Annotated in this window: 25 protein-coding genes; 16 read left to right on the top strand and 9 right to left on the bottom strand. The window is 70.9% G+C overall.

The features are described 5' to 3' along the window. The 3 genes from secD to ACRDSK_RS09200 form a co-directional block, all read left to right on the top strand. A partial coding sequence (secD, locus tag ACRDSK_RS09210; protein ID WP_431439570.1) for a protein translocase subunit SecD occupies window positions 1-1,350 on the top strand: 1,350 nt, incomplete at its 5' end. Between the two features lie 61 nt (window positions 1,351-1,411). After that, window positions 1,412-2,638 carry a protein translocase subunit SecF gene (secF, locus tag ACRDSK_RS09205; RefSeq protein ID WP_431439572.1) on the top strand — a complete coding sequence of 409 codons (1,227 nt, stop codon included), beginning with the start codon at window positions 1,412-1,414 and terminating at the stop codon, window positions 2,636-2,638. A gap of 3 nt (window positions 2,639-2,641) precedes the next feature. After that, a complete protein-coding gene (locus tag ACRDSK_RS09200; protein ID WP_431439569.1) occupies window positions 2,642-3,163 on the top strand; it encodes an adenine phosphoribosyltransferase in 522 nt (173 codons plus the stop codon). 1 nt (window position 3,164) lies between these two features. Here ACRDSK_RS09200 and ACRDSK_RS09195 read toward each other — a convergent pair whose 3' ends face one another. Next, a complete protein-coding gene (locus ACRDSK_RS09195; protein WP_431439568.1) occupies window positions 3,165-3,938 on the bottom strand; it encodes a dioxygenase family protein in 774 nt (257 codons plus the stop codon). A gap of 172 nt (window positions 3,939-4,110) precedes the next feature. Here ACRDSK_RS09195 and ACRDSK_RS09190 point away from each other — a divergent pair, with 172 nt between their 5' ends. Further along, window positions 4,111-6,426: a RelA/SpoT family protein gene (locus tag ACRDSK_RS09190; RefSeq protein ID WP_431439567.1), complete on the top strand. Its 2,316-nt coding sequence runs from the start codon at window positions 4,111-4,113 to the stop codon at window positions 6,424-6,426. Between the two features lie 50 nt (window positions 6,427-6,476). Then, window positions 6,477-7,382 carry a hypothetical protein gene (locus ACRDSK_RS09185; RefSeq protein WP_431439566.1) on the top strand — a complete coding sequence of 302 codons (906 nt, stop codon included), beginning with the start codon at window positions 6,477-6,479 and terminating at the stop codon, window positions 7,380-7,382. 4 nt (window positions 7,383-7,386) lie between these two features. On the opposite strand, the gene ACRDSK_RS09180 is transcribed toward ACRDSK_RS09185, so the two are convergent. From ACRDSK_RS09180 to ACRDSK_RS09165, 4 genes are read right to left on the bottom strand one after another with little or no spacing between them, the layout of a single operon-like run. After that, window positions 7,387-7,620 carry a hypothetical protein gene (locus ACRDSK_RS09180; protein WP_431439565.1) on the bottom strand — a complete coding sequence of 78 codons (234 nt, stop codon included), beginning with the start codon at window positions 7,618-7,620 and terminating at the stop codon, window positions 7,387-7,389. Window positions 7,621-7,678: 58 nt separating this feature from the next. Next, window positions 7,679-8,389: a helix-turn-helix domain-containing protein gene (locus ACRDSK_RS09175; protein ID WP_431439564.1), complete on the bottom strand. Its 711-nt coding sequence runs from the start codon at window positions 8,387-8,389 to the stop codon at window positions 7,679-7,681. 1 nt (window position 8,390) lies between these two features. After that, window positions 8,391-8,789 carry a peptidylprolyl isomerase gene (locus tag ACRDSK_RS09170; protein WP_431439563.1) on the bottom strand — a complete coding sequence of 133 codons (399 nt, stop codon included), beginning with the start codon at window positions 8,787-8,789 and terminating at the stop codon, window positions 8,391-8,393. Between the two features lie 39 nt (window positions 8,790-8,828). Beyond that, window positions 8,829-9,671 (bottom strand): peptidylprolyl isomerase, encoded by an 843-nt coding sequence (locus tag ACRDSK_RS09165; RefSeq protein WP_431439562.1) that lies wholly within the window; start codon window positions 9,669-9,671, stop codon window positions 8,829-8,831. A gap of 215 nt (window positions 9,672-9,886) precedes the next feature. On the opposite strand from ACRDSK_RS09165, the gene ACRDSK_RS09160 reads away from it, so the two are divergent. Continuing rightward, window positions 9,887-12,121: a tetratricopeptide repeat protein gene (locus tag ACRDSK_RS09160; RefSeq protein ID WP_431439561.1), complete on the top strand. Its 2,235-nt coding sequence runs from the start codon at window positions 9,887-9,889 to the stop codon at window positions 12,119-12,121. A 5-nt stretch (window positions 12,122-12,126) separates the two neighbouring features. Here ACRDSK_RS09160 and ACRDSK_RS09155 read toward each other — a convergent pair whose 3' ends face one another. Further along, entirely contained in the window at window positions 12,127-13,143 is a 1,017-nt protein-coding gene (locus tag ACRDSK_RS09155; protein WP_431439560.1) for a nucleoside hydrolase, read from the bottom strand. A 4-nt stretch (window positions 13,144-13,147) separates the two neighbouring features. Here ACRDSK_RS09155 and ACRDSK_RS09150 point away from each other — a divergent pair, with 4 nt between their 5' ends. The 4 genes from ACRDSK_RS09150 to ACRDSK_RS09135 all read left to right on the top strand — a co-directional run bounded on the left by ACRDSK_RS09150 (window position 13,148) and on the right by ACRDSK_RS09135 (window position 16,197). After that, on the top strand, window positions 13,148-13,723 hold the full coding sequence (locus ACRDSK_RS09150) for a TIGR00730 family Rossman fold protein (protein ID WP_431439559.1): 576 nt from the start codon (window positions 13,148-13,150) through the stop codon (window positions 13,721-13,723). Window positions 13,724-13,995: 272 nt separating this feature from the next. Further along, the gene (locus tag ACRDSK_RS09145; RefSeq protein WP_431439558.1) at window positions 13,996-14,646 is read left to right on the top strand and encodes a GGDEF domain-containing protein; all 651 of its coding nucleotides are present in this window, start codon (window positions 13,996-13,998) and stop codon (window positions 14,644-14,646) included. Window positions 14,647-14,855: 209 nt separating this feature from the next. Continuing rightward, window positions 14,856-15,554, top strand: coding sequence for an MBL fold metallo-hydrolase (locus ACRDSK_RS09140; RefSeq protein ID WP_431439557.1), 699 nt, complete (start codon window positions 14,856-14,858; stop codon window positions 15,552-15,554). A gap of 1 nt (window position 15,555) precedes the next feature. Next, on the top strand, window positions 15,556-16,197 hold the full coding sequence (locus tag ACRDSK_RS09135) for a hypothetical protein (protein ID WP_431439556.1): 642 nt from the start codon (window positions 15,556-15,558) through the stop codon (window positions 16,195-16,197). Here the strand turns inward: ACRDSK_RS09135 and ACRDSK_RS09130 are convergent. Beyond that, the gene (locus ACRDSK_RS09130) at window positions 16,169-17,485 is read right to left on the bottom strand and encodes a YibE/F family protein (protein ID WP_431439555.1); all 1,317 of its coding nucleotides are present in this window, start codon (window positions 17,483-17,485) and stop codon (window positions 16,169-16,171) included. The two genes, ACRDSK_RS09135 and ACRDSK_RS09130, sit on opposite strands and share 29 nt — an antisense overlap. 91 nt (window positions 17,486-17,576) lie before the next feature. Between ACRDSK_RS09130 and idi the strand changes: the two genes are divergently transcribed. Genes idi through ACRDSK_RS09115 form a run of 3 tightly spaced genes read left to right on the top strand, consistent with a single transcriptional unit; the run spans window position 17,577 to window position 19,835 of the window. After that, a complete protein-coding gene (gene idi / locus ACRDSK_RS09125; protein ID WP_431439554.1) occupies window positions 17,577-18,152 on the top strand; it encodes an isopentenyl-diphosphate Delta-isomerase in 576 nt (191 codons plus the stop codon). 58 nt (window positions 18,153-18,210) lie between these two features. Further along, a complete protein-coding gene (locus ACRDSK_RS09120) occupies window positions 18,211-18,837 on the top strand; it encodes an SRPBCC family protein (protein ID WP_431439553.1) in 627 nt (208 codons plus the stop codon). Between the two features lie 41 nt (window positions 18,838-18,878). Next, window positions 18,879-19,835, top strand: a complete 957-nt coding sequence (locus ACRDSK_RS09115; RefSeq protein WP_431439552.1) for an FAD-dependent oxidoreductase — start codon at window positions 18,879-18,881, stop codon at window positions 19,833-19,835. Here ACRDSK_RS09115 and ACRDSK_RS09110 read toward each other — a convergent pair. Next, entirely contained in the window at window positions 19,821-20,183 is a 363-nt protein-coding gene (locus ACRDSK_RS09110; protein WP_431439551.1) for an MmcQ/YjbR family DNA-binding protein, read from the bottom strand. The two genes, ACRDSK_RS09115 and ACRDSK_RS09110, sit on opposite strands and share 15 nt — an antisense overlap. A 99-nt stretch (window positions 20,184-20,282) precedes the next feature. On the opposite strand from ACRDSK_RS09110, the gene ACRDSK_RS09105 reads away from it, so the two are divergent. Then, entirely contained in the window at window positions 20,283-22,214 is a 1,932-nt protein-coding gene (locus ACRDSK_RS09105; RefSeq protein WP_431439550.1) for an intein-containing Rv2578c family radical SAM protein, read from the top strand. A 605-nt stretch (window positions 22,215-22,819) separates the two neighbouring features. On the opposite strand, the gene ACRDSK_RS09100 is transcribed toward ACRDSK_RS09105, so the two are convergent. Continuing rightward, complete coding sequence (locus ACRDSK_RS09100) at window positions 22,820-23,752, bottom strand: hypothetical protein (RefSeq protein ID WP_431439549.1); 933 nt, start codon at window positions 23,750-23,752, stop codon at window positions 22,820-22,822. A gap of 289 nt (window positions 23,753-24,041) precedes the next feature. On the opposite strand from ACRDSK_RS09100, the gene aspS reads away from it, so the two are divergent. Then, entirely contained in the window at window positions 24,042-25,832 is a 1,791-nt protein-coding gene (gene aspS, locus ACRDSK_RS09095; RefSeq protein WP_431439548.1) for an aspartate--tRNA ligase, read from the top strand. Window positions 25,833-25,835: 3 nt separating this feature from the next. Further along, entirely contained in the window at window positions 25,836-26,777 is a 942-nt protein-coding gene (locus tag ACRDSK_RS09090) for a DUF389 domain-containing protein (RefSeq protein WP_431439547.1), read from the top strand. The last annotated feature ends 41 nt before the right edge of the window (window positions 26,778-26,818 follow it).

Below are 26,818 nucleotides of genomic sequence, written 5' to 3'. Positions count from 1 at the left end.
CCGCAGGGCCGCCCGACCCCGGCGCAGGCCCAGCCGACGGATCCCTCCCAGCCGCCGGCGTCCGGCTCGGAGGCCCCGGCCGCGCCCGCCGATCCGCTCCAGGCGTGCGCGCTGTACAAGCAGGCGTTCTCGACCTATGCCGCCGACGTCAAGGCCGGCAAGGAGGGCGACGTCACCGTCGCGCAGCTGATCACGATCGGCAAGGCATGTCGCCAGGCGCCGCAGCTCGCGCCGAGCGCGGACGGCACCGTGCAGCCGGACCCGGCCGTGCAGCAGGCCGCGGTGGAGGCGCTGACGTGCAGCGCCACCGGCTCCGAGGTCGGCGACCCGCTGGTCGGCAACGACGACCCGAAGAAGCCGCTGGTCGCCTGCGACCAGGACGGCACGGCGAAGTACATCCTCGGTCCGTCGTTCCTGTCCGGGACGCAGATCTCCGACGCGAACTCCGCGGTCAACCCCGAGGGCGTCGGCTACGTGGTGAACCTCGAGTTCGAGAGCGAGGGCAGTCGGATTTGGGCCGACTACACCTCGGCCAACGTCGGCAAGCAGGCCGCGTTCGTGCTCGACACCCAGGTCGTGTCCGCGCCGTCGATCCGCGAGGCGATCAGCGGCGGCAGCACGACGATCAGTGGCGGCGGCCAGGGCGGGTTCAAGGCCGACGAGGCACGCAGCCTCGCCGAGGTGCTCAAGTACGGCTCGCTGCCGCTGTCGTTCGAGTCGTCCGAGGCCGAGACCGTGTCGGCCACGCTTGGCCTGGCGTCGCTGAAGGCCGGCCTCATCGCCGGCGCGATCGGCCTCGCACTGGTGCTCGTCTACTGCCTGTTCTACTACCGGATGCTGGGTCTGCTGACCGCGCTGTCGCTGGTCCTCTCCGGTGTGATCGTGTTCGCGGCGCTGGTGCTGCTCGGCCGATGGATCGGGTTCACCCTGGACCTCGCAGGCGTCGCGGGCTTCATCGTGGCGATCGGTATCACGGCGGACTCGTTCGTGGTGTTCTTCGAACGTCTGAAAGACGAGATACGCGAGGGACGGACGTTCCGCTCCGCGGTGCCGCGAGCGTGGATCCGGGCCCGGCGCACGATCCTGTCCGCGGACGCGGTCATGTTCCTCGCCGCCGGCGTGCTCTACGTGCTCGCCGTCGGCCAGGTGAAGGGCTTCGCGTTCACGCTGGGTATGTCGACCGTGCTGGACCTGGTCGTCGTGTTCTTCGTGACCCACCCGCTGGTCGCGATGGCTTCGAAGTCGAAGATGCTGTCCAGCCCGAGGTTCTCCGGACTCGGCGCGGTACAGCGGTTGGCGAGCGACCGACGGACCCGGTCCGGTGCCGGCCCCGCCGTGAAGGAGGCGTGACGTGCCGACCAACGAGACCCCAGGCGGCGCTCCGGTGAAGAAGGACAGCCTCTTCCACCGGATGTACGTCGGCACCGGCGCGTTCGACGTGGTCGGCAAGCGCAAGCGGTGGTACATCTTCTTCGCGATCCTGATGCTGGTCTGCATCGCGTCGATCGTCTTCCGCGGCTTCAACCTCGGCATCGACTTCAAGGGCGGCACGCGGATCTCGATGCCCTCCGAGGGCGCCGGCGGCACGATCTCCACCGAGCAGGTCACCGACGTCTTCAACGACACGCTGAACAAGGAGCCGGCGACCGTGCAGGCGGTCGGCACCGGTGACAGCGCGACCATCCAGGTCCGGTCGGAGACCTTGACCACCGCCGAGGTCGCGGAGCTCAAGACGGCGCTGTTCGACGAGCTGGAGCCGGTCAACCAGGCCGGCGAGCCGAGTGAGCGATCGATCAGCGACAGCGCGGTGAGCGCGTCGTGGGGTGGTGAGATCTCCCAGCAGGCGCTGATCGCGCTCGGCGTGTTCCTCGTGCTGGTGACGCTGTTCCTGGCGTTCTACTTCGAACGGTGGATGGCGGTCTCGGCGCTGGCGGCGCTGGTGCACGACGTCGTGGTGACGGCGGGCGTCTACTCGATCGTCGGCTTCGAGGTCACGCCGGCGACGGTCATCGGCCTGCTGACGATCCTCGGTTTCTCGCTGTACGACACGGTGGTGGTGTTCGACAAGGTCCGGGAGAACACCCGCGGCCTGCTCGGGCTGACCCGCCGGACCTACGGCGAGGCGGCGAACCTGGCGCTGAACCAGACGCTGATGCGCTCGATCAACACCTCGCTCATCGCGGTGCTGCCGGTGCTCGGCCTGCTCGTGGTCGGCGTGGGCCTGCTCGGTGTCGGCACCCTGCAGGACCTGGCGCTGGTGCAGCTGACCGGCATCATCGCCGGTGCGCTGTCGTCGATCACGCTGGCCACCCCGCTGCTGGTGGACCTCAAGATGCGCGAGCCGAAGTTCAAGGACCAGGCGCGTCGGGTGTACGCGCGGCGGGAGAACATGGCGCGCAAGGCCGCCGAGCGCGGCGTCGACGCCACCGGCGAGATCATCGGCGACGACCTGACGCCGGCGAACGACGACGAGTCGCTGGATGCCGAGCTGCGCCAGGAGCGGGCGATGGCCGCGGCGTCGAGCGTCCCGACCCGCAACCCGAAGGCGGCGGAGAACCGCCGCCGGCCGACGGGCAAGCAGGGTGGTCGGCCCACCGGCAAGCACGGCGGGCGACCGGCGGGCAAGAAGCGCCACTGAGCCTTGGCGAACCTGGAGCGCGCGCTGGCCCTGGTGCGCACGGTGCCGGACTTCCCGGAGCCGGGCGTCCTGTTCCGCGACCTGAACCCGGTGTTCGCGTCGCCGGCCGCGTTCCGCGCGGTGGTGGACGCGCTCGCGGCCGCGATCCCGTCCGATGTGGACGTGGTCGCTCCGGTCGAGGCACGCGGCTTCCTGCTCGGCGGCGCCGTCGCGGTGGCACTGGAGTGCGCCATGGCACCGATCCGCAAGCCGGGCAAGCTCCCGGTGGTGGCCGACCGGGTGGACTACGAGCTCGAGTACGGCACCGCGACCCTGGAGCTCCCGGCCGACGTGCTGCGTCCGGGAGCCCGGGTGGCGGTGGTGGACGACGTGCTCGCGACCGGCGGCACGGTGGCGGCGACGTGCGAGCTGGTGGAACGCGCGGGCGCGTCGGTGGTCGCGGTGTCGGTCGTGCTGGAGCTGGCGGCGCTGGGCGGCCGAGCACGGCTCGCGGGCCGCGACGTCCACTCGCTACAGACGATCTGACTCAGGTGAACTGCACGGATCGCTTCGACAGGCCGTACCAGTAGCCGTCGATCACCGACCGGGGCGCGTCCGGCGAGTCCAGCGAGGCCCCGATCGAGACGAACAGCGGCGCGAAGTGCTCGGTGCGCGGGTGGGCCAGCCGGCCAGACGGTGCCTTGTGGAGGAAGTCGGCCAGCGCGTCGAAGTCCCGTGCCGCCAGGGTTTCCTCGCCCCAGCCGTCGAACTCCGCGGACCACCCCGGGGCCGCCACCGCCGGGTCGGCCATCGTGATCGCGGACAGGTTGTGGGTGAAGAAGCCGCTCCCGATGATCAGCACGCCCTCGTCGCGCAGCGGCGCGAGCCGCCGGCCGACCTCCATCAGCTCCGTCGGGTCCAGCGACGGCATCGAGATCTGCAGCACCGGGACGTCCGCCTCCGGGTACATCTCGACGAGCGGGACGTACGCGCCGTGGTCGAGGCCGCGGTCCGGATCGTCGTGCACCGACATGCCGGGCCCGGCCAGCAGCTTGCGGACGGACTCGGCCAGCGCCGGCGCGCCCGGGGCCGAGTAGGTCACCGAGTAGAAGCGGTCCGGGAAGCCCCAGAAGTCGTAGATCAGCGGCACGGTCGTGGTGGCGCCCAGGGTGAGCGGCGCGTTCTCCCAGTGCGCGGACACGATGAGGATCGCCGCCGGCTTCGGGAGGCCGGCGGACCACGACGCCAGCTCGCGCGTCCACGCCCGGTCGTCGGCCAGGGGCGGGGCGCCGTGGCTGAGATAGAGCACCGGCATGGACATGACTACTCCGTAAGTTGAACCTTCAACAACACCTTAGCACCCCATTGGACCTTCGTGGATCGATTCGCGGCTATTCTCAGCACCAGAGGAGCCGCGTAGTGAGTGAGCTTGCGAACGAACCGTTGACACAGGGCGACCGCGAGCGGCGACACCGAGCCTGCGAGGGGTCGTCGTGAGTCAAAACGTCGAGACGCCGGGTGCGCAGCAGGACAGCACCGCGCCACAGGCCCCGCCGCGCGTGCCGTCCGCGACGCGGCGGGTGCGGGCGCGCCTGGCCAGGCGCATCACCGCGCAGCGGTCCGCGCCGGTCAAGCAGGTGCTCGAGCCGCTCGCCGCGGTCCACCGCGAGCTGCACCCCAAGGCCGACCTGGCCCTGCTCCAGCACGCCTACGACGTCGCGGAGGAGGCGCACCGCGGCCAGCGGCGCAAGTCCGGCGACCCCTACATCACCCACCCGCTCGCCGTCGCCACGATCCTCGCCGAGCTCGGCATGGACACGATCACACTCGTCGCCGCGCTGCTGCACGACACGATCGAGGACACCGAGTACTCGCTGAAGAACCTGCACGACGACTTCGGCGAGGAGGTCACCCGGCTCGTCGACGGGGTGACCAAACTGGACAAGGTCCAGCTCGGCAGCGCGGCCGAGGCCGAGACCATCCGCAAGATGGTCATCGCGATGGCTCGCGACCCGCGCGTCCTGGTGATCAAGCTGGCCGACCGGCTGCACAACATGCGCACCATGCGCTTCCTGCCGCCGGAGAAGCAGGCGAAGAAGGCCCGCGAGACCCTCGAGGTGCTGGCCCCGCTCGCGCACCGCCTCGGCATGGCCACCGTCAAGTGGGAGCTCGAGGACCTCGCGTTCGCGATCCTGCAGCCGAAGAAGTACGACGAGATCGTCCGCCTCGTCGCCACCCGCGCGCCCTCCCGCGACACGTACCTGCACACGGTCACCGACGAGCTGACCTCCCACCTCGAGACCTCGCGGATCAACGCCAAGGTCGAGGGCCGGCCCAAGCACTACTACTCGATCAACCAGAAGATGATCGTCCGCGGCCGCGACTTCGACGACATCCACGACCTGGTCGGCGTCCGCATCCTGGTCGACGACGTGCGGGACTGCTACGCGGCGATGGGCGTGGTGCACGCGCTCTGGCAGCCGATGCCCGGCCGGTTCAAGGACTACGTCGCCCAGCCCCGGTTCGGCGTGTACCAGTCGCTGCACACGACGGTCATCGGGCCGGACGGCAAGCCGCTCGAGGTGCAGATCCGCACGCAGGAGATGCACCGCACGGCCGAGTACGGCATCGCCGCGCACTGGCGCTACAAGGAGACCCGGGGCACCCACGACGGCCAGGCCGTGGAGATCGACGAGATGGCCTGGATGCGCCAGCTCCTCGACTGGCAGCGGGAGGCCGCCGACCCGGGCGAGTTCCTCGACTCGCTGCGCTACGACCTCGCCGCGCGCGAGATCTTCGTCTTCACACCGAAGGGCGACGTGCAGACGCTGCCGGCCGGCTCGACGCCGGTCGACTTCGCCTACGCCGTGCACACCGAGGTCGGCCACCGCTGCATCGGCGCCCGGGTCAACGGCCGGCTGGTCGCGCTGGAGCGCAAGCTCGAGAACGGCGACCAGGTGGAGATCTTCACCTCGAAGGCCGAGGGTGCTGGGCCGACGCGCGACTGGCTCGCGTTCGCCGCGTCGCCGCGGGCGCGCGCCAAGATCAAGCAGTGGTTCGCCAAGGAGCGCAAGGAAGAGGCCATCGAGGCCGGCAAGGACGCGATCACCAAGGAGGTGCGCCGCGTCGGCCTCCCGATGCAGCGACTCGTGTCGGCGGACTCGATGGCCGCGCTCGCCCGGGAGCTGCGCTACACGGAGGTCAGCGCGCTGTACGCGGCGGTGGGGGAGGGTCACACCTCCGCGCGGCACGTGGTCCAGCGGCTGGTGGCGCTGTTGGGCGGCGTCGAGCACGCCGAGGACGAGCTGGCCGAGCGGGGCACCCCGTCCACGATCACCCGCCGCCGTCCCACGGGCGACGCCGGCGTGATCGTCAAGGGCGCGAGCGAGGTGTGGGTCAAGCTGGCCCGCTGCTGCACCCCGGTGCCCGGCGACGACATCCTCGGCTTCGTCACCCGCGGCGGCGGCGTCTCCGTACACCGGACCGACTGCACGAACGCCGGGGAGCTGCTCGCCTCTCCGGAGCGGCTGGTCGACGTCGAATGGGCGCCGTCGGACACGTCGGTTTTCCTGGTGGCCATCCAGGTCGAGGCGCTGGACCGGCACCGGCTGCTCTCGGACGTCACGAAGGTGCTCGCGGACGAGAAGGTCAACATCCTGTCGGCGTCCGTGACCACTTCGCGGGACCGGGTCGCGGTGAGCCGGTTCAGCTTCGAGATGGGCGACCCGAAGCATCTCGGGCACGTGCTGAAGGTCGTGCGCAGCGTCGAGGGCGTCTACGACGTCTACCGCGTCACGTCGGCTTCCTGACGTCCGATTCGTTCAAGACCTCGCGGCGCGCCGGACCTAGGTTTGGGGCCGTGAACTCAGCCCGCACCGTCCTCGACCGCGCCACCGACCACATCCTGCGCACCGCCCGGCTCCTCGAACGCCGCCGGTTCGACCACCTCTTCGGCGCCAGCACCGGCGCTGACACCGCCGAGGCCGTCGTCGCGGCGCTGTTGCCATACCGCAACCCCGACGGCGGGTTCGGCAACGCGCTCGAGCCGGACTGCCGGGCGCCCGGCAGCCAACCGATCACCACGTTGTCCGGCTTCACGATCCTCGACGAGGTGGGTGCGCTCGGCGGCGAGCTCGCTCGCGACGCCTGCGACTACCTGGTCGAAGTCACCGCGCCCGACGGCGGCGTGCCGTTCGTGCATCCCTCCGCGCGGGGATTTCCCATGGCGCCGTGGTGGCAGGTGCCCGACACGTACGCGGGCTCGATTATCCCGACGGCGAACATCGCCGGCCTGCTGTACAAGAACGAGGTCGACCACCCGTGGCTCGCGCCGGCCACCGAATTCTGCTGGGACCGGATCGACGCGCTCACCGAGACCCATCCCTACGAGGTGGCCGGCTGCCTGGCGTTTCTCGACCACGTGCCGGACCTGGAGCGCGCCCGTCGCACAGCGGACCGTCTCGGCGAGATGGTCCGAAAGGGACAGTTGGTGCGCATCACCGGCGCGGAGCCGACGCCGCCGGGCTATACGACGAGCGAGCTCATGCACCCGCACGACTACGCGTCACGGCCGGACTACCTTGCGCGGCAATGGTTCTCCGATGCCGAGATCGAGTCCAGTTTGGACACGCTGCTTGCCCAGCAGGGTGCGGAAGGCGGCTGGCCGGTGCGGTGGCGGATCTGGAGCCCGGTGATCGACCACGAGTGGGGTGCGTGGCTGACGATCGAGGCGCTGACGATCCTGTCGGCACACGGCCGCCTCTGAGCCGCTACCGGCCCATATTCTTCGCCACCTCCTGCTGCGCCAGAGCGACCTCCTCGATCGTAGCGGCGAGGACGTCGGTTTGGCTTTCCAGCTCGTCGGCGAGGTCGATGAACGCCTGTTTCTGCGCCGGATGCGCAATTGGCACTGCGTCCAGGTCCGTACTCATCAACCAGTCGAACAACACCACCGCGTCTGCGCGGCACAACTCGAGGCGCACCCTGGGCAACTCCGAATGCATGGAAGTATCTTGCCCGCGCCAACCAGGCGGCGCCATGTCATTCGCCGTATGTCCAGTGCTAAGTGTTCAATAACTTCGTCGGACTGACCCCGGCGAGCGCGCGCACCTCTCTCGACAGGTGTGCCTGGTCTGCGTAGCCGGCCCAGTAGGCCACGTCGGCCAGCTCCGTGCCACCGCGAGCGAGCCGCATCGCCCGGTCGAAGCGCAGCACCCGCTGCAGCATCTTCGCGCCGTACCCGAAGGCCGCCAGGCACCGGCGGTGCAGCTGCCGTTCGGTGAGCCCGACCGCGTCGGCCATGTCGCCCACCCGCGCCCCGCCGCCGGCCAGGGTCAGCAGCGCCGGCACGGCCGGGTCCGGGTCGGCCGCGGCGGCCAGCACGGCCGAGCCGAGTACTCCTTGGGCGGCGGCCGTCGTGTCGGTGGCCGCCAGAGTGTCGGCGAGCCGGTCGACCCGGTCGGGCCACAACTCGGCCAGGTCGACGCGCGAGTCGCGCAGCGCGTCCGCCGGCACGCCGAGGCTCGCGGTCGAGCGCCCGGTGCGGAAGCGCGCGGCGACGAGCTCACCCGGCGCCAGGCTCGACAGGTGCGCCCGGGTGTCCGGGCCCGCCACGAACAGCCGGCCGCTCTCTCGGTGCCAGATGACGTCCACACAGGCGTCCGGCACGATCCGCGCCTCGTCGGTCAGATCGCCCGTCACCCGCCGCGACCAGACGCACGTGAGCAGCCCTCGCGTGGCCGCGGGGGCCGGGCGCTCCTCGTAGCGATCCATGTCAGCAAGTCTGGCAGGAACCCCTGACAGTTTCAGCGCGTGGTCGTGGAGGTGATCGTGACCGGCCGTGCGGGCGGTCCGTCCGCCGGAGGGCTGTGTTGGCCATGGCCACGGTGCCGCGCGGGCAGGTGACGAGCGGCTGGCCGGTCGAGTCGGGCGGGGCCGAGGGCAGCGAGGTCGGCAGCTCGTCCGCGATCATGTAGCCCGGGCCCCCGGTGCCGTTCCCGTCCGGGTCGCCGCACTGGAGGATCCGCGGCCCGGCCGTCGTCGTGAGCCGGTGGCAGGTGGTGTCGTGGTAGAACCGCTCAGCCACCCGGTGCGTGAAGCCGTGGACCGTGCACGGCGCCTGGTCGGAGTTCAGCGTGATCGGCAGATCGCCGCTGTTGGTCGCGAACACCACCCACGTCGCGGAGTCCTCGTCGCCGCGAGCCGCCGCGCCTCAGCTCTTGACGGTGGCCGACTCGACGTCGACGGGCAGCTTGGGCGTGCCGTCGTCCGGGCCGTTGCCCGGCGTGATGCCGCCCTTCGCGATCTTGTCGATGACCGCCAGGCCCGGCTCGCTCACCTGACCGAACACCGTGTAGCTCGGTGGCAGCATGGAGTCGGCGTAGACGAGGAAGAACTGGCTGCCACCGGTGTTGGGCCCGGCGTTGGCCATCGCCAGCATCCCGCGCTTGTAGACCTTCAGCGGCTGGCCGCCGGTCTGGCCGGCCGGCGCGTCGGCGAGGTCCTTCGGCAGCTCGTCCGGGACCGAGTAGCCCGGGCCGCCCGTGCCGTCGCCCTTCGGGTCACCACACTGGAGCACCTTGAGGCCCTGGGCCGCGGTCAGCCGGTGGCACTTGGTGCCGTCGAAGTACTTCTCCTTGGCCAGGTGCTCCATGCTCTGCACGGTGCAGGGCGCGTTCGCCCGGTCCAGGGTCATCGCGATGTCGCCCTGGCTGGTCTCGAGGTCGAGCGACACAGTGCCGGTCTTGGGCGTCTCGGCCGGGTCCTCGGGCATCCCGGGGTCCTTCTCCGGCTTCTCGTCGGGCTTGCCCTGGTAGGCGCACGGCCCGTCGGTGGTCTCGGGCTTCGCCTCGTCCTCGCTCGGGTTGGCGGCGGCGGACGAGTCGTCGGGGCCCAGGTTGGTCAGCCAGAACACGAGGCCGACCACGGCGACCACCACCGCCACGGTCAGGCCCACGCCCCAGATGCGCCGCTTCTTGGCCCGCTCCGCCCGACGGGTGAGCTGGCGTTCAAGCTTGCGCTTGGCTGCCTGCCGACGCTGCTCGTTGCTCGGCACCGGGCGCCCTCCTGACCTCCGACATCCTTGCCGGGCGGCAGTCTATGGGTACCCCTAGTAAGAACCGTGTGGAGGTCCGCGAAACCGTCGACCGATTGCCAGATTCCCATCCACGGCCGGCGTGACCTGCGGGCCTCGGCAGTGGGAACATGCATACAGGGCGTGGCAGTGTGGTGACCGGTGACCGCGCGGCTCGAACGTGACAAGGTGGACCCATGCAAGACAGGCGGGACGACGGGACATCGCCGTTCGCCGACGAGCTGGAGCGGCTGCTGCGCAAGCGCGGCCTGTCCTGGCGTCGCCTCTCGGACCTCATCGGATACACGCCGAGCTGGCTGTCCAAGATCAAGCACGGCGCGCCGCCGTCCGCCGAGCTGGCTCGCAAGTGCGACCAGGTCCTCGAGGCCGACGGCCAGCTCATCGCCCTGGCCGCGGCCGCGGGCGGCCCGGTACGGCTGGCCCAGCTGCCGGCCGCCGCCGCGACGTTCGTCGGCCGGGAGGCCGAGCTGTACGCGCTGTCCGGGATCCTGTCCTACGAGGGTGAGCCGGGCACCCCGCAGCTGGTCGCCATCGACGGCCCGCCCGGCGCGGGCAAGACCGCGCTCGCGCTGCGGGTCGCGCACTCCGTGGCCGGCCAGTACTCCGACGGCCAGCTCTACGTCGACCTGCGCGGCTATTCGCCGGAGGGCCAGCCCCGCGTCGTCGACGAGGTGCTCGAGGAGTTCCTCACCGCCCTGGGCGTGCAGATCGACGTCATCCCGGCCGGGCTCGAGTCGCGCGCGAAGCTCTACCGCTCGGTGCTCGCCGACCGGCGAGTCCTCGTCGTGCTGGACAACGCGGCCGACTCCCAGCAGCTGGAGCCGCTGCTGCCCGCGTCGTCCGGGTGCGGCGTCGTGGTCACCAGCCGCAAGCGGCTCGGCGGGGTCACCGTGCACGGCGACCGGCGAATCACGCTCGGGCCGATGGCCGAGGCGGAGTCGACCATGCTGCTGTGCAAGGTCATCGGCAAGGACCGGGCCGCCGCCGAGCCGGACGCGATCCGCGCGCTCGCGAGCCGCTGCGGTCACCTGCCGCTGGCGCTGCGCATCGCCGCCGAGCGCGTGGCCACCCACCCACACCACTCGGTGAGCCTGCTCGTCGAGGAGCTCGCCACCGAGGAGCTGCGCCTGGAGGCGCTCGCCACCGACGACTCGGTGGCCGTCAAGACGGTCTTCTCCTGGTCCTACCGCGACCTGTCGGCCGACGCGGCGCGGATGTTCCGGCTGATCGGACTGCACGCCGGCTCGCACATCCGCACCGGAGCCGCCGCCGCGCTCGCCGGCCAGCCGCTGGTGCGCGCGCGCCGGCTGCTCGACCGGCTCACCGGCGTGCACCTGATCGAGGGGCTGGGCAGCGACCGGTACCGGATGCACGACCTGCTGCGGGTGTACGCGGCCGAGCAGGCGGCCGCCGAGGAGCCCGACGACCAGCGGCGGCTGGCCCTGCGCCGGATGGTCGACTGGTTTCTGCACAACACCTACGCGGCCAATCACGTGCTCGCCCCGCAGCGGCACGACCCGGTGCTCGAAGAGCCCGACTTCGAGGTGGACGTCGCCGACTTCGACTACGAGTCCGCGCTGCAGTGGTGCGAGCTGGAGATGTCCAACATCGCGTCGGCGACCCGCACGGCCGTGGAGATCGGCGAGAACGTGTCCGGGTGGAAGCTGCCGGCGGGCTCGTTCAACTACCTGCACCTGCGCAAGCGCTGGACGCCCTGGGTGGCCTCGCACGAGGTCGGTGTCGTCAGCGCGCGCCGGGCGGGCGACCGGTACGGCGAGGCGTGGGTGCTCAACAACCTCGCCGTCGCCTACCGCGAGCTGCGTCGCACCGACGAGGCGAAGGACTGCTTCACGCAGGCCCGCGAGCTGCGGATCGAACTGGGCGACCGGGTCGGGCAGGCGTGGAGCCTCACCGGCATCGGGTTCGTCGGCTTCGACCAGAGCCGCTTCGACACGGCCGCGCTGCACTTCGGCGAGGCGCTGGACATCTTCCGCGAGGTCGGGGATCGGCACGGCGAGGGCATCGCGCTGGCCAATGTCGGTGACGCCTACCGCTGTCTTAGCGACTACGACCGGGCGGTCGACGCGCTCGAGCAGGCGCTGGCGCTGTTCCGCGACATCGCGGACCGGTACGGCGAGTGCTACACCTTGGTCAAGCTCGGCGAGACGTACTCCGAGCTCGCCCGGCAGGCCGACGCGCTGGACTGCTTCCAGCGGGCGCTGTCGACCCGGCGCGAGCTCGGCGACCGGTGGGGCGTGGGGGAGACCCTGCACAAGCGGGGGCTGTTGCTGGTCGAGAGCGGCTATTCGGATCTGGCCACCGAGTCGTTGCGTGAGGCGTTCTCGATTTTCGACGAGCTCGGCGACCCGCGGGCGGCGGATGTGCGCGAGCTGTTGAACAAGAACGGCTGAGCGCGTCAGTCTTTAAGGGCGGCGAACATCAAGTCCAGGAATGCCGGCACGTCGACGGATTCCGCGACTTTTACCGGAGCACGTCCCGCGCCGGCTTTGGTGGAGATGTACGCGTCGCTGGAGATGGACCGCAGGTCCGACACGACCTGGCCGCGCGTGTGGGTGCCGGTCAACTCCACGCCGAGCGGCATCTTCCGGTAGCCGGCCAGCTTCGGGTCCAGCGCGATGGCCGCCGCGAGCGGGTCGTGGAGCGTGCAGGAATGTTCGCCGAACATGTTCGAGTAGAACTGTCCATAGTGGTCCAGCAGGTTGTTGGCGAAATCCGCTCGCGGGCTCTTGACCTCGGCCAGTGCGGCGAGCCATTCGGTGCCGACCCGGGCCTGTTCGGTGGCATCCAGGGCGACGAGAATCAATTCCGGAAAACCGGCTCCGAGTACCAGATCGGCCGCTTCCGGGTCGTGATAGAAGTTCGCATCGGCGTATGGGGTGATGTTTCCGGGCACGGTGACCGCGCCGCCCATGACGACGACAGAGCGGAGCAGGCTGGGTAAGTCGGGCTCGAGCAGCACCGCGAGTGCGACGTTCGTCAGCGGCCCGAGCGCGAGGAGAGTCAGCTCGCCGGGGTTGGCGCGGGCCAGCCGCACGATCTGCTCGGCGGCCGAACCGGGTGCGACGGTGCCCTTCGGCGGCGGGCCGGCGTGGCCGCCCAGCCCGTCCTCGCCGTGTACGAACTCCGCCGTCTGCAGCGGCTGGGCCAGGGGCCGCGCCGCGCCGACGGTCACCGGCGGGGCGAGCTCGACCAGCTCGAGCACCCGCAGCGCGTTCAGCGCCCCGGCGGCAGCGGGCACGTTGCCGTGCACACTCCCGACGGCGACGATCTCGGCGTCCTCCTGGGCCGCCAAGTACATGATCGCGAGAGCGTCGTCTACTCCCGGATCGGTGTCGAGAATGAGTCGCACGCTGTGGCACTCAACCAGACAACCCGGCCACGATGAAAGACCGGGGTGCTGTGATGTGATCACTTGTATGCGGGTATGTGTTTTCTGCGGATCATCGCCAGGCACCCGGCCGGGCTACCGAGCGGCCGCCGAGCACGTCGGCCAGACGTTCGCCGAGCGCGGGATCGGGCTGGTCTACGGCGGGGCCAGCGCGGGCACGATGGGCATTCTCGCGGACGCGACGCTCGCCGCCGGCGGCCGGGTGACCGGCGTGATCCCGCGGGCTCTCGTCGACCGGGAGGTCGCGCACTCGGGGCTCAGCGACCTGCGGGTGGTCGCTGACCTGCACGAACGCAAGGCTACGATGGCCTCGCTCGCGGACGCGTTCCTGGTGCTGCCGGGTGGTGCGGGCACGCTGGAGGAGCTGTTCGAGGTGTTCACCTGGGCGCAGCTGGGTCTGCACCGCAAGCCGATCGCGCTGCTCGATGTGGACGGTTACTACCAGCCGATGCTGCGGTTCCTCGACCACATGGCCACCGAGGGCTTCCTGCGGCCCGAGTATCGGGAGATGCTCATCGTCGACACGGACGTCGCCGGAGTACTCGATCGGTACGCCAACCACGAGATTTCCCGCGAAATGTGGTCGTCAGAGCACACTGAGTGACCGGATCGACTCCCCCATTCGGTGTTTCCTGAATCCCTCAACACCTCAACACTGTTCAGCCGTTCTGTGACTCCCGATAGTTACCTGTATACGGCCGGTGAGGGCAATCAGGAACGGGGACCGGTCGACCACAGGTTGAACGGCAGGGGAGACAGTCGATGAGCACCGCGAAAGCGGGTTCCGGTGGGGGAGCGGCGTCTGGGGTCGCCGATTCCGCGACCGAGCGACCACAGATCGTCGCGCCGAGGTCCGGCGAACGTCCGTTGCAGTCCGTGCCGACCCATCGTCGGTGCGACTCGTGCGGCCAGGTCCTGGAGGACCGGCCGACGGGGCTGATCGAGCGCTGGCACTGGGACGAGATCGCCGCCGACGAGATCGCCCGGGCGCGTGGCCACGGCCTGTCCATCGCGCTGATCATGCTCGACCTGGACCGCTTCAAGGACGTCAACGACAACTACGGCCACCTGGCCGGCGACGCGATCCTGCGCGGGGTCGCCGACGTTATCCGCCAGACCACCCGGCCCGTCGACCTGGCCTGTCGCTACGGCGGCTCCGCGGGCGACGAGTTCATGGTGCTGCTGCCGGACGCCGAGCTGCCGGCGGCACTGGCGGTCGCCGAGCGCATCCGGGCGGGCATCAGCGACATGTCGGTCACCGCGAAGGTCACCCGCGACCTGTCGGCGACCATCGAGGGTCAGACCGCGTCGATCGGCGTGGCCACCTACTGCCTGGGCGACCTGGCCGAGCTGGACCTGGAAGACCTGATGCTCGACGCCGACGTGTCGCTGCGGGCCGCCAAGCGCCACGGCCGAGACCGCATCTGCGTGGCCAACGTGGACGTCACGGGCGAGCAGGCAACCACCGGGCGCGCGGACCGCCGCCTCGCCTCGTGGTCTCGCTTCCGCCGTCTCCGTTCCGTCTGACAGACGACCTGTCCACAGCGCTCACCGCGCACGCCCGATTTCGTCGGTGGCCGCCGGTAGTCTGGATCTCGGGGGGCCGGAGGCCAAGGCCGTCACTGTTGTGGGTGAACGGCGCCATCTTCCCCAGGTAGCGACATCGCGGACGTCGGCCGTGGATCACCTTCGTGGATCTGCCGAGCGGGAACTCGGCGCCGTGTAAGTTTCGGCTCGTGCTCGTTGTCGGCTTCCCCACCGGTGTCTTCCAGGCCAACTGCTACCTCGTCGCGCCAGCGGAGGGCGAGGCGTGCGTGATCATCGACCCCGGGCAGGACGCCGTCGAGCCGATCGCCGAGGCGATGCGCAAGCATCGGCTCTCTCCGGTAGCCGCGCTGCTCACCCACGGCCATTTCGACCACGCCTTCTCCGTCGCGCCGGTCTGCGACGGTGACGACATCCCGGCCTGGATCCACCCGGACGACCGCGGCATGCTCACCGACCCCCTGCAGGGCATCTCCCTCGGCTCCGCGGAGTTCTTCGGCGGCAAGCTCGAGATGCGCGAGCCCAAGGAAGTCCGTGAACTCGTCGACGGCGAGGCGCTCGACCTCGCCGGCCTCACGCTGACCGTCCAGCACACGCCCGGGCACACCCGCGGCTCCGTCGTCTTCGGCAGCGAGCTCGACGAGGGCGGTCGCGTGCTGTTCGCCGGCGACACCCTCTTCGCCGGCTCGATCGGCCGCACCGACCTGCCCGGCGGTGACATGCGCACCATGACCAACACGCTGCGCACCAAGCTCCTGCCGCTGCCCGACGAGACGGTCGTGCTCCCGGGGCACGGGCCGAGCACCACGATCGGCCGGGAACGTGCGTCGAACCCGTTCCTGCTCGGCCTCGACGATCCGAGCGCCACCGGCCCCGGCAGGGGACTGTGAGGTGACCGAGCCCGCCGGCACCCCAGAACGCATCCCGCTGACCCTCGCCGACCAGAGCGGCTCACGCCGTCGCGGCTGCGTCGCGCTGGGCGTCGCGCTCGTGTTCGGCGCGGCGATCGGCGGACTGGTCGGCCTGCTCGCCGGCCAGACCGCGGCGCTGATCACCGCGGCGGTCGTCGTCCTCCTGCTGACACTGCTGTCCTGGGTGTCCAACCGGCGCACGATCTGGCTCGAAGGCCGCCACATCCGCGCCAAGGCGATCGGCACCAAGTCCGTCGAACTGCGCGCCGCGGAACGGATCGAGCTGCTGGTGACCGACATCCGCGGCACCCGCACCATCGGCCTGCTCGTCGCCGGCGGCGGCAAGACGATCAACCTGTCGCTCGCGATCTACTCCGGCACCGGAGGCCGCGAGCTCGGCATCCTCGTGCTGCGCCGGCTCGCCGACATCCTCGCGAGCAGCGAGAACACCTCCGGCCTCGTTTTCTCCCAACTCCTGGTCGCCCAGCTGCGCGCGGAGGCGAAGGGCGACGCCGCGGCCGACCGCCCGCTCTACCGGCTGGCGTCGCTGGCGCCGACGGGCCGGCTCGCGCAGCGGCTCAAGCCGGAGGCGATCACGCGGTTCGTGGCGAGCCTCGACTGAGTCGCGCGCCACGACCGACCGGCGCCGGCTCGGTGGTGGCCACGGTCGCGGCGAGGAACGTCGTGATCGGCACCGCGGCGACCAGGCCGATGCTGCCGACGAGCGTGCGCACGATCTCCTGCGCGATCACCTGCGAGCCAAGGATGTTGCCCAGCCCCACGCCGGAGATCGACGAGTACAGCAGCAGCGGCAACGCCGCGCCCGCGTACGCCATCACCAGCGTGTTCACCGCCGAGGCCACGTGGTCACGGCCGATGCGCAGCGCGGAGGTGTACAGCTCGAGCCTGCTCAGCGTGGGGTTCGCGGCCCGCAGCTCCCACACCGCGCTGGTCTGGGTCACCGTCACGTCGTCCAGCACGCCGAGGGCGCCGATCACCACCCCGGCGAGCAGCAACCCGCGCGTGTCGATCGGGTTGTTGAGCAGCCCGACCAGCGTCGCGGTGTCATCGTCGAGGCCGGTGAGCTTAGCGAACGCCGCCCACAGCGCACCGAGCACGCCGATCAGCGCGAGGCTGACCATCGTGCCGAGCACCGCGGTCGACGTGCGCGCGGTCAGGCCGTGGGTGAGATACAGGACGGCGAACATGATCAACCCGGCGCCGAAGACCGCGACCAGCAGCGGGTTCTCGCCCGCGACGATGGCCGGCAGCACGAACAGCGCCAGCACGGCGAAGCTCAGTCCGAGCGCGACGAGCGCCTTGAGTCCCTGCCAGCGACCGAGGACGAGCACGACGATCGCGAACAGCCCGGCGAGCAGTGCCAGCGGGATGTCCCGCTGGAAGTCGACGAGCTGGTAGGACCCGCCGTCGGTCGGATTTCCGCCGCCGTAGGCCAACACCACCTCGTCGTCGACCGCGAACCGCGGCGTGCTCGGCTCGAGCGGCACGACCGTGCGGATCTCCTGGTTCGGCGCCGCCCCGTCGGTCATGCGAACCGTGACCACCAGGCAGTCGGCACCGCCTGGCTGGTCACCGACCTGGACATCGCCGCTGCACGGCCCGGTCCGCACCGCGGTGACCACGCCGTCCACCGGCGTGCCGGCCGGCTCCTTGGCGTCGGCGTCGCCGCCGAACGGGAACAGCAGGACCGTGCCGACGACGGCGGCGAGCGCGAAGGGCACCAGCAGCGCGGCCAGCACGACGCGCACCCGGCGAGACGCGGGCGGGGACGGCGTGTGTCCGTGGCCGTGACCGACCTTCGCGGGTGGCTCGTCCGGTTCGTCCCGGTCCGTTGGATGCCGGTGCCGGTCGGTCACCCGTGGGATCGGTTCGGTCTCGCCGTCGTGCACCCGGGCAGTGTCGCAGGTACTTCCCGGACCCCTGAGCCGCCGTCCGGCCTCGGCGGGCATGCTTGTCGTCCGACTGGTGCGAGGAGACGTGATGGAACAGGTGGTCCTGCTCGACGAGACCGGCCATGGGGTCGGTACCGCGGACAAGGCGACGGTGCATCACCGCGACACCCCGCTGCACCTCGCGTTCTCCTGCTACGTCTTCGACACCGCGGGCTCGCTGCTCGTCACGCGTCGGGCGCGCGCCAAGAAGACGTGGCCCGGCGTGGTAACCAACTCCTGCTGCGGTCACCCCGCGCCCGGCGAGTCGTTCGCGCTCGCCGTGTCTCGCCGGCTGAACGACGAGCTGGGGCTCGCGGTGCCGTCGGTCGAGTTGCTGCTGCCGCGCTTCCGGTACCGCGCGGTCATGCCGAACGGTGTGGTGGAGAACGAGCTGTGCCCGGTGTTCCGTGCGGTGGTCGATGCCGAGCCGCGGCCGGCGCCGGCGGAGGTGGACGAGCTTGGTTGGGTGTCGTGGCCGCTGTTCGTGAGCCTGGTGACCGGCGGCGAGCTGGCGGTGTCACCGTGGTGTCGGGAGCAGGTGGACCAGCTGGCCGCGCTGGGCTGCGACCCGCTCGGCTGGCCGGTGGCCTCGCCTGCGGACCTGCCGCCCGCCGCGACTCCTTGAAGAGTTGACTTATATAAGTGATGGCCGTAGCTTGCCGGTGTCCACGAGGGGAGTGCGCATGATCGAGGTGGCCGAGCAGATCAACGCGGTGCGCCGGCGGGTCGGCACGCGAGTCCTGGAGGCGGGCGAGGCGCGGGTCATCACGATCAGCCAGACCTACGACACCGAGCCCGACGACCTGTGGGACGCGTGCACGAACCCGACGCGGATCGCCCGTTGGTTCCTGCCCGTCACCGGAGAGCTCCGCCTCGGCGGGCGCTACCAGCTCGAGGCGAACGCGAGCGGGACCGTCGAGCGGTGCGACCCGCCGAAGAGCTTCTTCGCCACGTGGGAGTACGGCGGCGGCGTGAGCTGGATCGACGTGCGGGTCGTCCCCGAGTCGGATGGTCGGGCGAGGTTCGAGCTGGAGCACATCGCCCACGTCGAGGACGGCGTCTGGGCGGAGTACGGCCCGGGCGCGGTGGGCGTCGGCTGGGACATGGGCCTGCTGGGTCTGGCCGGACACCTGTCGGGCACGCCGCTGGTCGAACCCGGGGCCGCGAACGCGTGGCAGTCCTCGGCCGAGGGCCACGAGTTCTCCAGGCTGAGCAGCGAACGCTGGTACGAGGCGAGCGTCGCCGCCGGCGAGGACGAGCAGGCGGCCCGCGCCGCCGCGGACCGGACGACGGCCGCCTACACCGCCTGAGCGTCCGCGGTTCCGGTGTGCGACGGCGTTATCGTGGCGCGGTGACTCGAACGGAGCAGGCCGTTGTGGTCGGCGCCGGGGTGATCGGCTTGACGACCGCGGTCTGCCTCGTCGAGGCGGGCTGGGACGTCCAGGTGTGGTCGGCGGAGCCGCCGCACTCGACCACTTCGGTCGTCGCGGGTGCAATGTGGGGTCCTTCCTTCCAGCAGCCCATGGCCAAGACCATGAGCTGGACGAATCGTTCGCTCGAGGACTTCGTCGCGCTCGCCCGGGATCCGGCCACCGGCGTGCGGATGGCGCCGGCGCTGACCGTCGGCGACCTGCCCGCCACCGGCGAGCTCCCGCCACAGGCCCGGTCCATTCCCGATCTGCGACCGGCCGCCCCGGACGAGGTGCCGGCCGGGTTCGGCGGCGGGTTCCGCGCGACGATGCCGCTGATGGACATGCCCCGATATCTCGACCACCTCGTCGGCCGGCTGGCCGGCGCGGGCGTCGAAATCCAGGAGCGGGAGGTCCGGTCGCTCGCCGAGGCCGCGGACGCCGCGCCCGTGGCGGTCAACTGCACCGGCCTCGGCTCGCGCGAGCTCCTCGGCGACACCGAGCTGGAGCCGGTGTTCGGCCAACACGTCGTCCTGACCAACCCCGGACTGGACATGCTGTTCATGGAGCTCGCCACGACGGCCGAGTGGACCAGCTACGCCCCGCACCCCACGCGGGTGGTGTGCGGCGGGATCCGCCTTCCGGGCCGCACCGACCGCACACCCGACCCGGAGGTGACCGAGCGGATCCTGACCCGCGTCCGCGCGGTCGAACCACGGCTGCTCGACGCCGAGGTCGTAGAGGTCGTCACCGGGCTGCGTCCCGAGCGGCCGGCCGTGCGTGTCGAGGCGGAGCGGCTCGGCAACGCCCGGCTGGTGCACAACTACGGCCACGCCGGCAACGGCGTCAGCCTGTCGTGGGGCTGCGCTCGCGAGGCGACGGCGCTAGCCGTCCAGTAGCGCGACGAGGCGGCGGGGCGCCTGTAGTCGGTAGGCGTCGGTGATCAGCTCGCGTATCTCCGCCCAGTCGACCTCGCCGACGTCCAGTCGCACGCCGACCCAGCCCCGCGCGCCGAGGTATGCGGGCACGTAGAAGCGCTCCGGATCGGAGCGGATCAGGGCGTCCTGCTCGCCGGCGGCGGCCTTGAGCGCGAGCCCGAGGATGCCGTCGCCGTGATGGTCGTCGAGAAAGTAGCCGAACGTCTTCTTGCGCACGGCGAAGGTCAGGTGGATGTCGCCGACGCAGGTCGCGTCTGGCAGCTCGGCGACGATGTCGGCCACCCGTTGGCGGGGCGGGATGCGGGTCATGGCGACGAAGCTAGGCGGGGGGTCTGACAATTTTCGAGCCGTCGCTCGGTCGAGTGATCTCGATTGACACGTCCTCGAACATATGTTCGACTTGCGATCGTGCGATGGGACAGTCAGCGTGTCGACCAGCAACAACAGCCAACTCTACCCGGCCTGCCCGGCCTGGTGCGCAGCGTTCGGACCCCCGAGTTCGCCGGCATGGTGTTCCACGAGGTACATGCCAAGTCGGTGCTCAACAAGGTGCCCGGCCAGTCGCCCATGCCGTTCCGCTGGACGATCAACCCGTACCGCGGCTGCAGCCACGCCTGCCGGTACTGCCTCGCGGGCGAAACGCCGATCCTCATGGCCGACGGCCGCACCCGGCCGCTCGCCGAGCTAGAGGTCGGCGATCTGATCTACGGCACAGAACGGACGGGCAACCGCCGCCGGTACGTGCCGACCCGGGTCCTCGCGCACTGGTCCACGGTCAAACCGGCCTACCGGCTCACGCTGCGCGACGGCACCCAGCTGATCGCGAGCGGCGACCACCGGTTCCTCACCGACCGCGGCTGGCGACACGTGGCCGAGAGAGAGGAGGAGCGCCACCGGACGATCCTCAACGTCGGCGACAAGCTGGTCGGCACCGGCGGGTTCGCCCCGGCGCCGAAGGGCCGGGTCGACTACCGCTGCGGGTATCTGGCCGGCATCGCGGGCGCGGGTGGCGAGGCGACCGATCGCCGGGTGCTCGAGCGTGCCCGGGAGTACCTCACCGGCGACGAGTCGATCAGCCTGCCGATCGAGCGACCCCTGGTGCCGAGCGAGGAGTGGCACAAGGGGTTCCTCGCCGCGGTGTTCGATGTGGACGGTGAGTTCGGCCGCGGCCACCTCCGGGTCGCGCGTACCAGCCGGGCGAACGTCGGCATGGTCAGCGATGCCTTGCTGCGCCTGGACTTCCGCTTCGTGCTCGACGATCTCGGCCTGCGCAGCGGCGTGCAGCGGGTTCGCCTGTCCGGCGGCTTACCCGAGTACCTGCGCTTCCTGCACACCGTCGACCCGGCCCGCACCGGCGCCGGCGAGCTCACCGGCATCGCGATCCGGGCCGCCGCCCGGCTCGGCGTCGAGATGGTCGAGCCGCTCGGACTGGAGCTGCCGCTGTTCGACATCACCACGGGCACCGGCGACTTCATCGCGAACGGCGTGGTCAGCCACAACTGCTTCGCGCGCAACTCGCACACCTACCTCGACCTGGACGCCGGGGAGGACTTCGACACCCAGGTGATCGTCAAGGTCAACGCGGTCGAGGTGCTCACCGCTCAGCTGCGTTCGCCGCGCTGGACGCACGAGCACGTGGCGATGGGCACGAACACCGACCCGTACCAGCGAGCGGAGGGCCGGTACGCGTTGATGCCGGGGATCATCCGGGCGCTGGCCGACAGCGGTACGCCGTTCAACATCCTCACGAAGGGCACCGTGCTGTCCCGAGACCTGCCGCTGCTGGCGGAGGTGAGCCGCGACGTGCCGGTCGGGCTCGGCGTGTCGATCGCCCTGGCCGACCGCGAGCTTCAACGCAGCCTCGAACCGGGCACCGCGAGCCCGCAGGCGCGGCTGGAGCTGGTCCGCAAGATCACCGACGCGGGCCTGCCGTGCGGCGTCTTCGTCGCCCCGGTGTTACCCGGCCTGACCGACTCGATCGAGCAGCTGGACACGCTGCTCGCGGAGATCGCCGAGACGGGAGCCAGCGGCGTCACCGTGCTGCCGCTGCACCTGCGGCCGGGTGCGCGCGAGTGGTTCGCGGAGTGGTTGGCGCGCGAGCACCCGGAGCTGGTGCCGAGCTACCGGCAGATCTACGCACGCGGCGCCAACGCGGACATCCGCTACCGCCGCTGGCTGGGCCGCCGCGTGGGCCCACTGTTACGCCGGCACGGCCTCGCGCCCAAGGAAGCCCGCGAGGCCCGCGAACCCCGCACGGAGCCGAGCTGGCCGGAAGGCAGCCTGGCCTCGATCCCGGAACAAGCGACTCCGGTACAACAGGAGCAACTGGAACTCCTCTGACGATGAGGATGGTCAAGCGGGCTGGTCGTCGAGCTCGATCGCCCGGTTCGCCCCCGCCCGCCGCGCGGAGGTGAAGTCCGATGCGATCGACGCCGAACGCGGCGCCCTGTCCCGGACGCGGCAACGCGGCCAGCGCAGACGTGCACACCGTCACCGCGCTGTCCGTGCTGCGGGCGCTGGCCCGCCGAGTCCGCAACCTGGAACCGAAGCCGCCGACCACGAACAGGCGATCCGGGCCGTCGTACGCGCCTGGTGGCCGGGCTGCTCGACCTGCCCGGGATCGGCGCGATCAGCGTCGCCACTGTCCTGGCCGCATGGTCACACCTGACAGATCGCCGGCGGGGGCGGGGACGGCGCTCGGGGGCGGTCGCGGGCCGCTCCTGGCTGAGGAACATGCGCTGGATGCAGTACGCGGCGGCACCGACCGCAGCCGGCACCGGCCGGGGTGTGGTGGCCGAGCTTCAGCGCAGGATGGGTTCTAGGCCGCTGTGTCGGCATCGATCCTGGGCGCCGGTCGCGTGGGTGCCGCGTTGGCTACTTCCGTGGCACGGCAGGACTTGCGGTGCTGACTGCTCGGAGTCGGGGCACGGCGGCAGGCTGGTGACTCAGGTTTGGTCGCGCGGCCAGTCCCAGCGGACGCAGAACGTGCCGGGGCCGAAGTCGAGTGCCACGGCGTGTGCCTCGCCGGCCGCGTTGACGTCCACCTTGCGACGGTTGGTCGTCTGCTCGTCCGGGTCGATCGTGTACAGCTCGCAATACGCCGGCAGCGCACGAGGGTCGAAACGCAGTTCCAGCACGAACTCGCGAACGGGGGTGGTGAACCGGCGGCAGTAGCTGTCGTCGCCGCGGGAGAACGGCGGGCCCGGGTGGTTGAGCGCGTACTCGACGATCGCGGTGTCGCCGCGGGCAAGGGGGGACTCCAGCAGGATCTCGGCGGCGATGAGGCCCGCGGCCTCGTCCCGGGCGATCCGGCCGATCCGGCACGCCTGCTGCGAGGTGATCTCCGGGAAGGGGCGGCCGGGCCGCTCGAGGTCGTAGACCATGACCGTTCGGTCGACGCCGTCCCTCTCGGCTCGCACGACCTGCCGCACGGCGATGCGCTTCTCGCCACGATCGACGGCCACGTCCATGCGGTCGTGCTGGCTCAGCTTTGTCAGGGCGGTCTCGGTGGTGAAGTCGATCCGCTTCAGCAGCTTCGAAACGGGCTCACGCTCGGGCCACAGCGCCTCGATCGGCAGCCGGGACGACTCGCGCTGCACCCGGCCCCGCGGCCGAGGCGGCCCGAGTAACGCGATGAGCGAACCCGGCGCCACACCGAGCACGGACTCCAGATGCCCGAGCGCGGCCAGCGACTCGGCGCGCTCCGGGCGCCGCCGGCCGGACTGCCAGTAGCTCAGCGCGGTCACGCTCACCGACACGCCGCGGGCCCGCAGCCGGTACTGGATTCGGTCGAGCGACAGGCCGCTTGCCTGGATCGCCGTGCGCAGGGCAGTTGGGAACGCGTCCGCGGCCAGGTTGTCGGCTGGGTGGGTGGCCAAAGCACGTCGTACTTCGCCGTTGGTTGCCCGGTGCAGCTCCCGAACTGGTTCGCGGGTCGCGCCGCCACCCATCGTGGTCTCCCTGCGTTCGCCCCCCAGCGTTCCTACCACCTGGTAACCGACACCTTACGGGTTGACGCGGTGGCGTGGTAGCTATCCAGTCAAATCCGCGTGTGATCGACCTGCTCCGCACGGTGATGTCAGACCCGCAAACCTGCTGGACGGGACAAGTACCTGGTTGGCTAGCCTGCTCACGTTCCATTCATGTCCCGACAGGAGAGAGCACACCGTGATCCGCACGCACGAGGCCGGGACGCTTCGCGCCGAACACGCCGGACAGACCGTCACGCTCAGCGGGTGGGTCGCGCGCCGGCGCGATCACGGTGGGGTCATCTTCGTCGATCTCCGTGACGTCTCCGGTGTCGCGCAGGTCGTGTTCCGCGAGGGTGAGATGGCCGAGCGCGCGCACCTGCTGCGCGCCGAGTTCTGCGTCCGCGTCGTCGGCGAGGTCGCCCGACGCCCGGAGGGCAACGAGAACCCCGAGATCGCCACTGGCGACGTCGAGGTGCTGGTCACCGAGCTGGAGGTGCTGAGCGAGGCCGCTCCGCTGCCGTTCCAGCTCGACGAGCACCTCACGGTCGGCGAGGAGGTCCGGCTGCGCCACCGCTACCTCGACCTGCGCCGCCCCGGCCCGGCGCGCGCCATGCGGATGCGCAGCGAGGCCAACCGGATCGCGCGCACCGTGCTGCACGACGAGGACTTCGTCGAGGTCGAGACCCCGACGCTGACCCGCTCCACTCCCGAAGGCGCCCGCGACTTCCTCGTGCCGGCCCGGCTGCAGCCAGGCTCCTGGTACGCGCTGCCGCAGTCGCCGCAGCTGTTCAAGCAGCTGCTCATGGTCGGCGGCCTCGAGCGGTACTACCAGATCGCCCGCTGCTACCGGGACGAGGACTTCCGCGCGGACCGCCAGCCCGAGTTCACCCAGCTCGACATCGAGCTGAGCTTCGTCGAGCAGGACGACGTGCTCGCGCTCGGCGAGAAGATCGTCACCGCCCTGTGGCGCGAGCTGGCCGGCCACGAGATCCCGCTGCCGATCCGGCGGATGACCTACGCCGAGGCGATGGCCCGCTACGGCACCGACAAACCCGACCTGCGCTTCGGGCTCGAGCTCACCGAGCTGACCGAGTACTTCGCCGACACGCCGTTCCGCGTCTTCCAGGCGCCCTACGTCGGCTCGGTAGTCATGCCCGGCGGCGCCGACCAGCCGCGCCGCCAGCTCGACGCGTGGCAGGAGTGGGCCAAGCAGCGCGGCTCGAAGGGCCTGGCCTACGTCCTGGTCGCCGAGGACGGCACGCTCGGCGGGCCGGTCGCGAAGAACCTCTCCGAGACCGAGCGTGAGGGGCTCGCCAAGGCCGCCGGCGCGCAGCCGGGCGACTGCGTGTTCTTCGCCGCCGGTACGCCCTCAGACGCCCGGGCACTGCTCGGCGCGGCCCGGCTGGAGATCGGCCGGCGGCTCGGCATGATCGACGAGTCCACCTGGTCGTTCGTGTGGGTCGTCGACGCCCCGATGTTCGAGGAGGCCGAGGCGGCCCGAAGCGCTGGCGACGTCGCGGTGGGCGCCGGCCGCTGGACCGCCGTGCACCACGCGTTCACCTCGCCAAACCCGGACTGGATGGACCGCTTCGAGGAGGACCCGGCCAACGCGTTGGCCTACGCCTACGACATCGTCTGCAACGGCAACGAGATCGGCGGCGGGTCCATCCGTATCCACCGCGCCGACGTACAGAGGCGCGTCTTCGAGGTCATGGGCATCTCCGCCGAGGACGCCGAGGAGAAGTTCGGCTTCCTGCTCGAGGCCTTCAAGTACGGCCCGCCTCCGCACGGCGGCATCGCGTTCGGCTGGGACCGCATCGTGATGCTGCTCGCCGACGAGCGGTCGCTGCGTGACGTGATCGCGTTCCCCAAGACCGGCGGCGGGTTCGACCCGCTGACCAACGCGCCCGCGCCGATCACCGCCGCTCAGCGCAAGGAGGCCGGGGTCGACACGAAACCGGCGAAGCCGGCGCCCGGCAAGGAATAACGCGTGCTGCACCTCCGGGTCATCTGTCCTCGGGAGGTCACCGACGACGTCGTCGGCCTGCTCAGCGAACACCCGGGCACCGCGCACATCGTGCGGTTGCACAGCGCCGCCGTGGTGCCGCCGGGCGACGTGATCGAGGCCGACGTCGCCCGCGAGTCCGCCGACGAGATCATCTCCGCGCTCTGCGAGCTCGGCATCGACCACACCGGCGGCATCACGCTCGAGCAGATCGACACCGCCCTGTCCGACCACGCGGACCGGGCCGAGCAGGATGCGCCCGGGGACCCGGCCGACGCGGTGGTGTGGGACGAGCTGCTCGGCCGGTCCGGTGAGGAGTCGCGGCTCAACGCCACGTTCGTCTCGCTGCTGTCGATCGCGTGCCTGCTCGCCGCGGTCGGTGTGATCACCAACTCGCCGGTGACGATCGTCGGCGCCATGGTCGTCGGCCCGGAGTTCGGGCCGCTGGCCGCGATCGCGGTCGGGCTGGTGCGGCGTCGATGGGACCTCGTGCGCCGGGCGTCGCTCGCGCTCGCGGTCGGCTTCCCGGTCGCCATGGTGGTCACGGCGCTCGGCACGGTCGCGGGCAGCGGCGTGGGTCTGTTCGACGCGGGCGCGCTACGCGGTGAGCACCAGGTCGACTTCGTCTACCAGGTCGGACCGTGGTCGCTGATCGTCGCGCTGCTCGCCGGCGCCGCGGGGATGCTGTCGATGACGTCGGCCAAGTCGGCGGTGCTGGTCGGCGTGTTCATCTCGGTCACCACCGTGCCGGCCGCCGGCTACGCGAGCGTCGCGGCGATCCTCGGCGACTGGGCGCGCTTCGGCGAGTCGGTCGGCCAGCTGGCGGTCAACCTGGTGGGGATCGTCGTGGCGGCCGTCCTCGTCCTGGTCCTGCGCCGGGAGACCTGGACGACGCGCGACGCCGGGCGGCCGCTTTCGACTGGCTGAAACAGGCCGCAATGTGCTCGATATCCACCTGGTTTCGTTAT

It is taken from the genome of Actinophytocola sp. (assembly GCF_050699915.1).
In the GTDB taxonomy this organism is placed as follows: Bacteria; Actinomycetota; Actinomycetes; order Mycobacteriales; family Pseudonocardiaceae; genus Actinophytocola.
Note: the sequence above shows the minus strand (reverse complement) of the source record. Positions and strands in the feature narration are given on the sequence as shown.

Coding starts and splice junctions, on each gene's coding strand:
- secF (WP_431439572.1), top strand. CDS start 1,412: ATGTACGTCGGCACCGGCGCGTTCGACGTGGTCGGCAAGCGCAAGCGG.
- ACRDSK_RS09195 (WP_431439568.1), bottom strand. CDS start 3,938: ATGTCCATGCCGGTGCTCTATCTCAGCCACGGCGCCCCGCCCCTGGCC.
- ACRDSK_RS09180 (WP_431439565.1), bottom strand. CDS start 7,620: ATGCATTCGGAGTTGCCCAGGGTGCGCCTCGAGTTGTGCCGCGCAGAC.
- ACRDSK_RS09175 (WP_431439564.1), bottom strand. CDS start 8,389: ATGGATCGCTACGAGGAGCGCCCGGCCCCCGCGGCCACGCGAGGGCTG.
- ACRDSK_RS09160 (WP_431439561.1), top strand. CDS start 9,887: ATGCAAGACAGGCGGGACGACGGGACATCGCCGTTCGCCGACGAGCTG.
- ACRDSK_RS09150 (WP_431439559.1), top strand. CDS start 13,148: ATGCGGGTATGTGTTTTCTGCGGATCATCGCCAGGCACCCGGCCGGGC.
- idi (WP_431439554.1), top strand. CDS start 17,577: ATGGAACAGGTGGTCCTGCTCGACGAGACCGGCCATGGGGTCGGTACC.
- ACRDSK_RS09120 (WP_431439553.1), top strand. CDS start 18,211: ATGATCGAGGTGGCCGAGCAGATCAACGCGGTGCGCCGGCGGGTCGGC.
- ACRDSK_RS09110 (WP_431439551.1), bottom strand. CDS start 20,183: ATGACCCGCATCCCGCCCCGCCAACGGGTGGCCGACATCGTCGCCGAG.